General features: G+C 52.9%; 14 protein-coding genes. 2 read left to right on the top strand and 12 right to left on the bottom strand.

All coding sequences use genetic code 11. The features are described 5' to 3' along the window. Nucleotide 1: 1 nt before the first annotated feature. The 8 genes from ccmE to tnpA form a co-directional block, all read right to left on the bottom strand. Nucleotides 2-442, bottom strand: coding sequence for a cytochrome c maturation protein CcmE (ccmE, locus tag EP25_RS0101955; protein WP_031432355.1), 441 nt, complete (start codon nt 440-442; stop codon nt 2-4). Continuing rightward, complete coding sequence (gene ccmD, locus EP25_RS0101950) at nt 439-603, bottom strand: heme exporter protein CcmD (protein WP_031432354.1); 165 nt, start codon at nt 601-603, stop codon at nt 439-441. The genes ccmE and ccmD overlap by 4 nt, the downstream gene beginning before the upstream one ends. A gap of 2 nt (nt 604-605) precedes the next feature. Next, the gene (locus tag EP25_RS0101945; protein WP_031432353.1) at nt 606-1361 is read right to left on the bottom strand and encodes a heme ABC transporter permease; all 756 of its coding nucleotides are present in this window, start codon (nt 1359-1361) and stop codon (nt 606-608) included. Between the two features lie 84 nt (nt 1362-1445). Further along, a complete protein-coding gene (locus tag EP25_RS0101940) occupies nt 1446-2345 on the bottom strand; it encodes a hypothetical protein (protein ID WP_031432352.1) in 900 nt (299 codons plus the stop codon). Nucleotides 2346-2481: 136 nt separating this feature from the next. Beyond that, a complete protein-coding gene (gene ccmB / locus EP25_RS0101935) occupies nt 2482-3156 on the bottom strand; it encodes a heme exporter protein CcmB (protein WP_031432351.1) in 675 nt (224 codons plus the stop codon). Further along, nucleotides 3147-3776, bottom strand: coding sequence for a cytochrome c biogenesis heme-transporting ATPase CcmA (ccmA, locus tag EP25_RS0101930; RefSeq protein ID WP_031432350.1), 630 nt, complete (start codon nt 3774-3776; stop codon nt 3147-3149). The genes ccmB and ccmA overlap by 10 nt, the downstream gene beginning before the upstream one ends. A gap of 80 nt (nt 3777-3856) precedes the next feature. Beyond that, nucleotides 3857-4270, bottom strand: a complete 414-nt coding sequence (locus EP25_RS23195) for a DUF6515 family protein (RefSeq protein WP_031432349.1) — start codon at nt 4268-4270, stop codon at nt 3857-3859. A 622-nt stretch (nt 4271-4892) separates the two neighbouring features. Next, entirely contained in the window at nt 4893-5324 is a 432-nt protein-coding gene (gene tnpA, locus EP25_RS0101915) for an IS200/IS605 family transposase (RefSeq protein WP_031432165.1), read from the bottom strand. A gap of 119 nt (nt 5325-5443) precedes the next feature. Between tnpA and EP25_RS0101910 the strand changes: the two genes are divergently transcribed. Further along, entirely contained in the window at nt 5444-6226 is a 783-nt protein-coding gene (locus EP25_RS0101910; protein WP_160172683.1) for an RDD family protein, read from the top strand. Further along, nucleotides 6223-7257 carry a stage II sporulation protein M gene (locus EP25_RS0101905; RefSeq protein ID WP_031432347.1) on the top strand — a complete coding sequence of 345 codons (1035 nt, stop codon included), beginning with the start codon at nt 6223-6225 and terminating at the stop codon, nt 7255-7257. Before EP25_RS0101910 ends, EP25_RS0101905 begins: the two co-directional genes overlap by 4 nt. Here the strand turns inward: EP25_RS0101905 and EP25_RS0101900 are convergent. From EP25_RS0101900 to EP25_RS0101885, 4 genes are read right to left on the bottom strand one after another with little or no spacing between them, the layout of a single operon-like run. Continuing rightward, nucleotides 7224-8519 carry a DUF58 domain-containing protein gene (locus tag EP25_RS0101900; protein WP_031432346.1) on the bottom strand — a complete coding sequence of 432 codons (1296 nt, stop codon included), beginning with the start codon at nt 8517-8519 and terminating at the stop codon, nt 7224-7226. The genes EP25_RS0101905 and EP25_RS0101900 overlap by 34 nt on opposite strands. A 1-nt stretch (nt 8520) precedes the next feature. Further along, nucleotides 8521-9483, bottom strand: coding sequence for an AAA family ATPase (locus EP25_RS0101895; RefSeq protein ID WP_031432345.1), 963 nt, complete (start codon nt 9481-9483; stop codon nt 8521-8523). Further along, the gene (locus EP25_RS0101890; RefSeq protein WP_031432344.1) at nt 9480-10763 is read right to left on the bottom strand and encodes a DUF4350 domain-containing protein; all 1284 of its coding nucleotides are present in this window, start codon (nt 10761-10763) and stop codon (nt 9480-9482) included. Before EP25_RS0101890 ends, EP25_RS0101895 begins: the two co-directional genes overlap by 4 nt. Then, nucleotides 10760-11650: a DUF4129 domain-containing protein gene (locus EP25_RS0101885; RefSeq protein ID WP_031432343.1), complete on the bottom strand. Its 891-nt coding sequence runs from the start codon at nt 11648-11650 to the stop codon at nt 10760-10762. The genes EP25_RS0101890 and EP25_RS0101885 overlap by 4 nt, the downstream gene beginning before the upstream one ends. Nucleotide 11651: the final 1 nt, after the last annotated feature.

The following is an 11651-nucleotide window of genomic DNA, read 5'->3' as shown; positions in this document are numbered from 1 at the left end:
ACTACTCCGCCGCGGTTGGTTGCGGTTTTTTCAGGCTGTCGGCGACTTCCGGCGGCATATAATTTTCATCGTGCTTGGCCAGCACCTCCTCGGCGACGAACACCATTTGTGGGTTCAAGCGGCCCTTGGCGACGATACCCTGTCCTTCCCTGAACAAGTCCGGCAGGATACCGGTATATTCGACCGTCACCTGTTGTTCGAAATCGGTCAACTTGAAACGCACCATCAAACCGTCGCCGGGACGCTCGACACTGCCGTCAACCACCATGCCACCCAGGCGAAACAGCGTATTCTTCGGCGCCTTGCCGGCCACGACATCGCTGGTGGAAAAAAAGTACATCAAATTTTCATTGAATGCCTGCAGCGCAAAAGCGACGGCCGCGCCGATACCGGCCAGCATCAGTAAGATCAGGATCAGGCGTTGTTTTCTGACGGGCTTCATGATTGCGACCGTTTTTGTTTCAGGGCCAATTGGCGTAACAGTTGTTTACGTTGCCAAAGCGGCACGACAAGATTGGCCAGCAACACGACCAAACAAATTCCATAAGAAGTCCATACGTAAAAGGCATAACCGCCCATGGCAAAAAATTCCTGCCAATTCATCATTAATTCTCCAACATTTTCTTGACCCATTGGGTGTTTTGCTCGCGTTTCAGCAGTTCCACCTTGGCCGCTTGCAACATGGCAATGGCATAGTAGACCTTAAACGCAATCGCCATCAGCAGCAATGGAATCAGCATACTGACATGAATGGAAGGTTTGTTCATTTTACTGACGGTCGCGCCCTGATGCAGCGTGTTCCACCATTCCACCGAATAATGGATGATCGGAATATTGACGACGCCGACCAACGCTAAAATCGAAACGGCACGAGATGCGGTGCGGCGATCCTCGATCGCGCCATAAAGGCTGATCACGCCCAGATATAAAAACAACAGGATCAACTCCGAAGTCAAACGCGCATCCCAAACCCACCAGGTGCCCCACATCGGCTTGCCCCATAAAGATCCAGTCACCAAGGCGATGAACGTGAAACTGGCGCCGATCGGCGCGCTGCTGATCAACACCACTTCCGCCAATTTAATGCGCCAAATCAAGGCAATGCCGCCCGCCACCGCCATGATCACGTAGATAAACAACGACATCCAGGCCGACGGCACATGGATATAAATGATCCGGTAGCTTTCGCCCTGCTGGTAATCCGGCGGAGCCAAAAACAGTCCGCCGTACAAACCGCTACCCGCCAGCAAAATAAAAATCACGACCAGCCAAGGCATCAATTTATCGACGAAGCTGTAAAAATGCGGCGGTGACGCCATGCGGTGAAAAAAACGACTAATTGGAGCGGGAATAAACGACATGCTTAATATAACTTACTACTAATATTCTAAATGGTAATTGATTTGCGGGACAGAAGAAAGAACATACTTAATCCAAGCTCATCCTCAAACCGACGCCTTGCAGTAAAACGGAATCCAACTGCGTTCGATTAGATGATCCGGCAATCCGTTGAAATCAAACGCCAAACCGTCCTCAATCATCTGCTTCACATCAAACAATTCCGCCACTTCCGGAATATCGTTGAAGAACATCGTATAAAACGGTTTAACCAGCGCCTTCGATATCTTCATACCTAAGGGGCCGATAAAATTCCGTCGCTGACCGACATGGGCGACCTCGTCGATAGTGATTTCATCCAAAATTTCCTTCAAACGGTCGTGAACTTCCGGTTCATCAACCAAAACCTCGTCGAAAACATCGTATAGATGAGAGTAAAAAGTAACCCCCATCAATTCGGTGACAAAGGCCGGCGTATCCATCAGGAAACCAGGTAATTTAGGGAATTGTTGATAAATTTTTTCCTTAATCGGCCCTAACGGCACCCATTCGACCCGATCCAGCCCGCATGTCCTCAACATCTCATCGAACAAGCGCACATGGCAAAATTCCTCGGCCAAATGTACCCGGCTGATTTTGTCCTCCAGCGAATAAGAATGCGCCATATCGGGAACCGCATCCCAGGCGCTCTTGATACCGACCCATTCATGACGGGCAAACTTATAGATGCAGGTCAGCATCAGCGTCTTACGGTCCAAAGACTTAGGGTCATCGCGCATGGCAACATAATTGCGATAGAACGCATCCGGGTCGGCCAATGGTTGACGCAGCGTCACCGAATTATCCTGAAAATATTTCAATCGTCCGCGTTTTTTAGCAAGATCCCGATCGTCTTCGAAAAGTTCCCCCCCATGTTGCTGAGTAAATTCCCAGTAATCTTCGAAACTAGCCTTGCGTTGCTCGGCAGTGGCCGGCGAAAAAACCGATAGATACTTACCCGTTCCCATATGAAGGGACTCCTATGAAAATTTAAGTGTGCTTATTATAAAGGGTTTTTGCTGCACAACGGCGATAAGAATAGCTCTAGCCTACCATCTATGCTTCGCACAGCCGCCGAATCAGAACCGACCTTACTCATAATCGTCAGTTAATACTCATTTTCAAAGCCGATGCCGCCGGCAGCGGCGCCAATACCAGGGCCATGAACAAAATAGCCGTCAGAATATTCAGCTGGGGCGAAACCGGCAAACCCATGCTCGCCATATCGACCGCGTTACTGGCAAAGATCAAGACCGGAATATACAGCGGCAAAACCAATAGCGACAAAATCATGCCGCCCCGTCTCAGACCGACGGTCAAGGCGACACCAATCGCGCCGATCAAACTCAACACCGGCGTGCCCAGAATCAACGTCACCAGTAACGTGCCCAACGCTCGTTCCGGCAGCCCCAGAAACAGGGCCAATAGCGGGGCAACCAAGAGTAACGGCAGACCGGTCACCAGCCAGTGCGCCAGAATTTTCCCCAATACCAGCACCGATACGGGATGCGAACTCAATAACATTTGTTCCAAAGAACCGTCATCGAAATCGGAGCGGAACAAGCTATCCAGCGACAACATCGCCGCCAGTAAGGCGGATACCCAAATGATGCCCGGCGCCATTGCCTGCAATAATTTAGGCTGCGCGCCCACCCCCAACGGGAACAGGGTTACAACCAAAACGAAAAAAAACAATGGGTTGGCGATTTCCGCGCGACGGCGAAAGGCCAAAATCAAGTCACGCCGGATAACGGCGATAAAAGCAGCGGTTAATGACATTGAGATAAATTGATTCGTTGCACGTCGGCACCATGTAACGCCATATCATGGTGGGAAGTCAGGATAATCATGCCGCCGTCATCGACATGCTCCATCATCAGCGACTCGATCAATTTGATACCTTGCTTGTCAAGCGAGGTAAACGGCTCGTCCAATATCCACAAAATATTGTGCGTAACCAGTAGCCTGGCCAGCGATAAGCGGCGTTTCTGGCCGGCCGACAGTGCTTGCACTGGCGTATCGTCATAGCCGGCCAGATGCACTTTGTCCAGCGCCTGCTCGATGGTAAATCTTCCGGGACGACTAAGCGCCAATGCCATTTTCAAATTTTCCAGCACCGACAGTTCCTTCTTGATGCCATCGAGATGTCCGACATAGGCCATGTCGGCATGAAAACGGCTGTCGCTGATCGGCATGCCGCACCAGTCTATCGTTCCTTCGTCGGCTTCCCTGAATCCACATAAAATCCGCAACAACGATGTTTTGCCGCTACCGTTCTTGCCCTCCAACAATAAAACCTGCCGAGACGCAACGATGAAACTCAGTCCTGAAAACAAAACCCTGTCGTCACGGATACAAGACAGATTGTTCGCCCGTAATGACGCTTGTCGATTGTCCATGTAGTGGTAATAGCCGCCGGATAAAAAGCGCCTATATTATCAATATCCGTCAGTTTTGCCCAATTGCGTTTTGCGGCAAATCAACGCCAATCGCCCCGATACCCCGGGTCCGGAACCACGATATAACCGCGCGGATGATGGCGTCGGTAGAACGTGTTTCCGGCACGAAAATATTCGATCCCATTAAAATGAAAACTAAAATGCAATCTCGGCAAGGACAGGACGATCGCGCCTATCGGCGCGTCGACGACAAAATAGCCGTCGGAAAAAGGCCGGTAAAAAAAGCCGTCGAAAAAGAAATAATCCAGCCCGCCAAAATGCAAACTCAAAGAGCCGTGCGGTAAATAACGCAGTTTGTAACCAGGCCGGTAATAGTCATGCCACCGTTGCTGAGGATGGGCATGCGCGGGCGGAACCGGTCTGCTTGGCTGGAACGCCGGATGCGGTTGGCGCGCGGGCCTGGGCGCGGCCGGCTGCGATCTAAAACGTTGCAACGGTTGCGACCTTGGGCTTGGTTGCGACCTTGGGCTTGGTTGCGACCTTGGGCTTAGTTGTGGCCTATGCGCCGGTTGTTGAGGCCCCGACCGATGTAAGTTACGCGGAGCCGATTGTTTCGGGGGATTGAATCTTCTGCCGTCACGCCTGTCATCGGCGTATAATGCGGGCTGGATTAACAACAATCCAACCAGGCAAAGCAGGGTTTTATGATCAATTTGCATCATGGCTCTCTCCAAAAAAGTCGGCAACCGCCGTTTGAATTTATGACCCCATCTACCACTAGCGGTTCATTCGATCAAAAGCGTTTAAGAATCCCGCCTGGAAGCTAGCCGCAGAGCGTTAACTCCGCCTCGGGTCACGTAAAACTTAGCATGCTCCGACTTAATATTGCATGAACAATTCTATTCGACTTGTGAACACAACGGGCAAAAAAAGTCGACTGAACATAGACGCCTTGTGCCTGCGAAGCTATAGTTCCCCTAACCAAGCCAATACCATCCGCCTTAAGAAAAAGGCTGAATATTACCAAGTTTAAGCAACTAAACAACCACCCGCTCAAGCGGGTGGGTTCCAATAACGGACTGAAAGTCCGGATACGCGTCGACTAAACGACGCGTCTTAGTCGGGCTCCATCTTGAAATTATCGTTTGGATTAGGTTCAAAGTGATGCTCCAAATATTGCTTTATCATCTCATCAGTCATTTGCCCCACTGTGGCGCAAAAATAACCGCGGGCCCAAAAATGTCGACCCCAATATCGCTTTTTCAAGTGCGGGAACTCTTCGAACAGATAGCTCGAAGTTCGTCCCTTGATTCGCCTCATGATTTCGCTTGGGGCCATAGTCGGCGGCGCACTCACCAAAATGTGCACATGATCTTTGCTCACGACACCTTTGATAATCCGTATCTCAAAGGCTTCGCATGTCTGCCGCACCAAGTCTCTCACTCGTTCGGCTATTTCATCCTTCAGCACTTTATAACGATACTTCGTAACCCAAACAAAATGATACTCAATTTGGTAAACCGTATGGCTGCCGTATCTATAGTCCATCGCCACCTCCTTGGGCAAATTATCGCAGCTAAAGCTGACCGGCTAAAGCCGGTGGTTTAAACCTTATGATGGATAATTAATGGCCAAACGCCCGCATTATGTACTATGGACGACCGCATATGAGCGAACAAATTGCAGTATCTCAGAAACAGTCCGCATCTTTCGGACACATCAAGCTACGTAGCCCGGATTCCGTCCACTATGAATTGGAAATTGCCGGCATAGGCGCCCGGTCGCACGCCTTTGTCATCGACTGGCATATACGCTTACTGTTGGCTGTGGCCTGGCTGATCGCCCTTGGATATATTTTGTCCCTGTGGCAAAACCTGACTTTGAGCAATTGGAAAAACTTAGCCACGTTATCGTTAATGCTCTGGTGGGCGCCCGCCGCCATCATTTTTTTCTTCTATCATCCGATTCTAGAAATCGTCATGTCCGGGCGCACGCCGGGCAAGCGTATGGCCGGGGTTCGCCTGGTCACGCTGAACGGACAAACGCCCGGTGCTGGCGCGATTCTATTGCGGAACGTTTTTCGCCTACTGGACAGCCTACCCGGATTCTACGGCATTGGCCTCGCCTGCGTCGCGCTGACCCGAAACCAGGTTCGGATCGGCGACCTGGCCGCAGGCCTGGTATTGGTGTATGACGACGTTGTCAGCGCCAAGACGATGCGCAAGGCAACCAACCTGGCACTGCACTCGACGTTAAAACCGGACGAGCAAACCTTATTAATCGATTTGCTGGAACGTTGGCCGCAATTGAACATCGGCGTGCGTATCCGCTTGGGGACACAGTTTCTCGAACGCATCGGACAAGCCGTGCCGGAAAAAGCTGGCGGCCGATCGGCCTATAGCAAGGAAATTCTGCGCCTGCTCGAACTCATGACCGAAGAAAAAACATGAAAAGCGATCACTCACAACAGGCCTTGGTGCATTGGCTGGATTCACGTCGCGCGCAGTGGCAAGAGCTGGAAGCGAAACTGAATACGGCGATCCCCGGCAACGAAGTCGAGGACGCGCGCAAGGTCATTAACGGTTTTCGTTCGCTGATCGCCGACTTGGCGATGGCTAGGCAACAGCTTCCCCACAGCCCGATCACTCGCTATCTGGAATCGTTGTTCATCCGTTCGCACGAAGCGATCCATCGTCCTCCACGCCGATTCCTTGCTCACTTGACGGATTTATATTGCCGCCAGATTCCCCGGTTAATGAGGTCGATGGCTCCCGCGCTATTATTTACACTGTTGCTATTCATGCTGTCGGTCATAGCCGGTTGGTTGCTGGTCCGCCAGCAGCCGGAACTGGCCACCCTGTTCGCTTCGACCGAGATGATCAACCATGTCGAGGCGGGCAAGTTATGGACCGACGATTTGCTTAACATCATGCCGTCCTCGGTTCTATCTATCAGCATCATTTCCAACAATATCACGGTCAGCCTGTTCGCCTTCGCCCTGGGCGCGCTATACGGTCTGGGCACGCTCTATGTCATCCTGCTGAACGGCTTGATGTTGGGCGGTATTTTTGCGTTCACGGCCCGCCATCAAATGGACCGGGCCTTGCTCGAATTCATTATCGCCCATAGCGTAGTCGAATTGAGTGTCATCATTATCTCTGCGGCCATGGGACTTCGCTTGGGAGAAGCCTTGCTTCGACCCGGCAATCGCAATCGCACCGAGGCCTTTCACGCCGTCACGATAACGGCCGGCAGGGTCATGTTGGCCGCGGTTCCTTTCTTGATCCTCGCCGGGTTGATTGAAGGCTTCATTTCCCCCGACCCGCGCTTCGATCTCGGCGAACGCCTTTGGGTCGGCGGTCTCAGCGGTACGCTGTTTTGGTCAATCATGTTATTCGGTTTTCCGAGTAAACCCCGCCGCGACAAAATCGCGCTCGAGAACGGCATTCAAACCGCCGAGCGTTCGCGCAATTGGCGATAAAGCTGCAAGACTTCATGATCGACTGCGCGGGCCGAAGCCGTAACCACCGACACCCCCGAACGCAGCAATTTAGCGCGAGTCAACTCGCGGCCCCGCAAGTATTCCAGCGCCGCCAAATTGCGATAGGGACCCATCCAATGTTCGGCCGGTTGCTTGACGATGCTTCCGACGTCATCATCCTCGATGGAAGCGACCAAGACATGATGCTTGCCAGCGAGCAACTGGACCGCTTGCAGCAACTGACCCGACGCATTCGCATGTTCCATTTCGGTCAAAAAGACGACCAGACTACGATGGCGTAATTGACGCGCCAAGGCCAGCGCCATGGCCAACGGATTGGACTCCTGATCCAGCGGCGATAGCCCTGCCAACAACTTACGGATGCGCTGCAATGCCGCCGTACCGCCGGCCATCGCCGTCCTGTCGACGATGTTCGCGGCATAGGCGACGGCTGCCACCTGATCGCCATTGGCGACGGCATAATCGCTTAACCGGGCGGCGACATTTACGTAATGATGCAACCGATCCAATAACTGATAGTGAATGTCGCCGCCACGGCCGCAATCGACCAGAATCGCCGTTTCCAGACGCTGTTCCTGGTTGAAAACACGCACCATCGGCTGTCGGCGCCGGGCGGTCGCCTTCCAATCCACTCCATGCAAGGAATCGCCATGGCGATAATCGCGTAGCGTCAACAGTTCATAGCCTGTACCGGGCTTGTCGAGTGACTTGCGCTTACCGCCGCCCCCTAGGCCTCGCAGCAATGCGGAACGGTCCAAATAATCGGGCTCGACGACGACTTCAAGCCGGTCGTCGATACGGCGACTCCACCAGATCAGGCCATAACGACCAAGCACCCTGATATAAAACGGCCCCAATCGCGTAGTTCCCAGCTTCACCGGGGTCAATGAAATTTCGTTGTCGAGTGTTTCGGCGGAAGCTACACGGAAACGGCGCAGCGACGAGTCGCCGACCAAGGCTGCCGGGTAATCCGGCTGATAATCCAACAGCACGCGCCGGCGACCGTTGTTGACGACGATGAGGCGGTAACCGGCCGGCCGCCCTAAGGCGAGGCTGGGAGCGATAGCCCTATCAATTCGGAAATCACGCGGCAACCGGTAGCGTTCCCAAACCATCGTCAACAGCAATAGCGCGGCCGGCCAACGCCAGGCCCCGGCCAACGGCTCGCCGCTCCAAATGCCGGCGATCGCCACCAGGATGACCGCTCCTACCAGCAACAATGTCCGTTGCGAAAAAGACATCTCAAGCAAACGCCGCTTCTCTCGGCACCGGCACCTCATTGGTTATTTCGTGAAAAATATTCATTACGTCGATGCCCTCCAACACGGCTTCCGATGTCGGCAACAACCGATGTCCGATCACCCACGCAGCAATCGTTTTGATGTCGTCGGGTATCACATAGGCCCGATCCTGAATCGCCGCCTCGGCTCTGGCACAGCGCATCAATGCCAAGGCGCCGCGGGGCGACAAACCCAATGACAAGTGCGGATGATTGCGACTGTGCGCCGCGATTTCCGCGACATAACGATATAAAGAATCGGCGACATGGACCTCGGCGGCTTCGCTTCTAGCTTGCTCCAGCAAACCTTCGGGCAAGTTTTCGAGCGACACCGGCAACTCCGCATGACCGCCACCGGGCCGGTCATAACGGCGCAAGATCGCGATTTCGGTTTCCTGGTCGGGATAGTTGATTTCCAAACGCAACAAGAAACGGTCGAGTTGGGATTCCGGTAGCGGAAATACGCCTTCGAAATACAGGGGATTCTGCGAGGCGATGACGAAATAATCATCCGGCAACGGATAACTTTTACGATCGAGGGAAATCATGCTTTCCTCCATCGCTTGCAGTAAGGCGGACTGGGTTTTCGGACCGGTGCGATTGATTTCATCCACTAATACGACCTTGTTAAATAGCGGACCCGGCAGGAAATCGAAACAGTTTTCCCGGTCATTGAACACATGGATGCCGGTCATATCCGACGGCATCAGATCCGCGGTACATTGAATGCGGCCAAATTCGCCACCCAAAATTTGTGCCAGGGACTTTGCCAACAGCGTCTTACCCAGCCCCGGAGCACCTTCCAATAGCGTATGGCCGCGTCCAATCAATGCGATTGCAAGCCCGTGCAAAGTGTCGTCGAGACCGCATATGACCTGGTTTAATTCTTTTGTTAACGTGGAATGAAAGTGTGCCGCTGCATTCATGATAAAATCTTAGTTCTGATATTACTTAAGGTATCGGTTAGCAAATTCAACCGGGAACAACGCTGCTGCGCCGCTTCTCTCATCAAGTCGATCTGGTTATCCAGTATTTGTGGATGCCGCTCCAGCCATCGCCAGACGGCCTCCTCGTCGCGCAAGTGCCGTTTTAGACGGATATCTTGCAGCAAATGCCGTGTCAGCTCCCGCGCCACCATTTTTTTATCGAGCCGGCCGGCAAAAAAACCCGCCATCGCCTCGACCGAATCGAGCACGGACACCTTAGCCTTTTTTGCCCTTACCGGCGCGAGACGATTGCTATAGCCGAGGACATATATAAACCAAAACACTATGACGAGCCCGATGGTGCGATGCAAGCGGGAATCCCTGAAGAATTGTTCGGGGTCGTACAAATCCGACAAGCCGAAATGATAATCGTCGAAGATGACGCGTCCGTCGCGAGCGAGCGTCAGTGATAACAGATTCTTAAACAAACGGGCGTTACCGGCCCGATTAAGCATCTCGTTGGAAAAAATATCGCCGGCCAACGACAGGAATATCCGCCCCTCACCCGCTTCGATCTGCCAGACGACCGTTCTATCGAGGCCCGTGGTGAACGCCCGCAAGGCCAGTTGGTCGCTGGCGGTGGACAAATGCCATGTTTCGTCCAGCAAAGCAGGCATCATCCGACTCTCTAGCCGTTCGACCTCTTTCGTCAGTGAAATCGCCGTTAATGGAAAAATTTCGGTTACCACCGGTTTCACCCCCTGCAACCCGGACTGTAAACTTTCGATACGTTGCTGGATGCCACCGCGGTCATTTTCACCTTTCGCTCGCTCCGGCATTAACTTGGTCAATTTCCACTCCAGATCCTTGAGCAAACGGACGGCATCACATAGACAATCGTCGGTGCCCGACCATGGTTGCCGGTTATAAGCATGCCCCAGAATCAGCAAACTATTGCCTCTCCCGATCCAGCGTATTAACGCTTGCCATTCGGAACGCAATGCCTCGCGGGAGAACGGCAGACTGACAATCAATAGATTTCCACTCTCGGCGAGCGCGGCCGAATTTGCCAATTCAGGATAACGTTTCCTGAGGCTAAGCAGCGGAATCCCCCCTTGTTCCAACCAGGTTTTCAGAGCTTTCAAACCTTCAACACCGGCATCCTCGGTTGTCGGCAGCGATAACTCCTTATGACCGTCATCGTGCGGCGGTTTCAGAAAGATGAAAGCCACTAATAGGGCTGCGACCGCGGCCGCGAAGGTCAGCAGGCGGTCTCTCATGGTTCAAGAATTTGTTGGGACTGCTGCCGGCACATGTTTAGAACATCGGCCGATGGCGGCTTCCCTCCATACAATACGGGCTCCGCCAACTCCGTCAATAATGCAAAAGCGGCGGCCGAGCCGGTCTGCCTTTGTTGCAAGCACCGCCTTAGCTCATGGTTGGTCAAAGCGGGATTTAACGGCATCTCTCCCCGCGCCACCAACACGTCGATACATCGTTTAAGCAGCAGCGCCACTTGCTTGCTGGCGGGCAGGAATTCGGGATCGGCCAACGTCACATCGGTGTTGATTTTTTCGCTTAAGTCCTTTTTGACCGTTTCTTTTCGCCGGAATCGGCTTCCCATACGAGCCAACCAGCCACTGAGGTAAAGCTCATGCAAGACCAGGGCGACAGCCGCCAGGATCGTTGCGGCAAAAACCAGGTAAAGCATTATTCGCGCGCTTTGCGCCGACGGGGTGATCGCCTTGAAAAAAACCAGCAGCCAATCTAAATCGCCTTCCTCCTGTTCGTCAGCGAAACTATTAAGCCAACTCAGCAGGGATTCCCACCATTGCTCGAATACCGAATCCTTGCGCGGTTCGATGATCTCCGCCAAAAGCGCATCCAATTGGGATTCATCCAATGCCGCTATAACTCCAGAATCGAACGGCTGTTGCGTCGAATTCAAGAACAGCAATTGTCTTGCAGTAAGCTTTTCCGGCAAATCGTTTCCTTGCTTTGTCACCCAATACTGGCGATTGAGCGGAACCGAAATTGCATTCGGCCCGCCGACTCGAGACTCGAAAACCTTAGCGCCAGGCGTAAGTCCATTCGGTGCAGCCAACGCCGCGCCGACTTCGATCATCAAGAACAACGATGCCGCATAGGCCAATCGTTTAAAACTCATG

The sequence above is a fragment of the Methylomarinum vadi genome (assembly GCF_000733935.1).
Taxonomy (GTDB): domain Bacteria; phylum Pseudomonadota; class Gammaproteobacteria; order Methylococcales; family Methylomonadaceae; genus Methylomarinum; species Methylomarinum vadi.
This window is presented reverse-complemented; position numbering and strand designations above follow the sequence as displayed.

Coding starts and splice junctions, on each gene's coding strand:
- ccmE (WP_031432355.1), bottom strand. CDS start 442: ATGAAGCCCGTCAGAAAACAACGCCTGATCCTGATCTTACTGATGCTG.
- ccmD (WP_031432354.1), bottom strand. CDS start 603: ATGAATTGGCAGGAATTTTTTGCCATGGGCGGTTATGCCTTTTACGTA.
- EP25_RS0101945 (WP_031432353.1), bottom strand. CDS start 1,361: ATGTCGTTTATTCCCGCTCCAATTAGTCGTTTTTTTCACCGCATGGCG.
- EP25_RS0101940 (WP_031432352.1), bottom strand. CDS start 2,345: ATGGGAACGGGTAAGTATCTATCGGTTTTTTCGCCGGCCACTGCCGAG.
- ccmB (WP_031432351.1), bottom strand. CDS start 3,156: ATGTCATTAACCGCTGCTTTTATCGCCGTTATCCGGCGTGACTTGATT.
- ccmA (WP_031432350.1), bottom strand. CDS start 3,776: ATGGACAATCGACAAGCGTCATTACGGGCGAACAATCTGTCTTGTATC.
- tnpA (WP_031432165.1), bottom strand. CDS start 5,324: ATGGACTATAGATACGGCAGCCATACGGTTTACCAAATTGAGTATCAT.
- EP25_RS0101910 (WP_160172683.1), top strand. CDS start 5,444: ATGAGCGAACAAATTGCAGTATCTCAGAAACAGTCCGCATCTTTCGGA.
- EP25_RS0101905 (WP_031432347.1), top strand. CDS start 6,223: ATGAAAAGCGATCACTCACAACAGGCCTTGGTGCATTGGCTGGATTCA.
- EP25_RS0101900 (WP_031432346.1), bottom strand. CDS start 8,519: ATGTCTTTTTCGCAACGGACATTGTTGCTGGTAGGAGCGGTCATCCTG.
- EP25_RS0101895 (WP_031432345.1), bottom strand. CDS start 9,483: ATGAATGCAGCGGCACACTTTCATTCCACGTTAACAAAAGAATTAAAC.
- EP25_RS0101890 (WP_031432344.1), bottom strand. CDS start 10,763: ATGAGAGACCGCCTGCTGACCTTCGCGGCCGCGGTCGCAGCCCTATTA.
- EP25_RS0101885 (WP_031432343.1), bottom strand. CDS start 11,650: ATGAGTTTTAAACGATTGGCCTATGCGGCATCGTTGTTCTTGATGATC.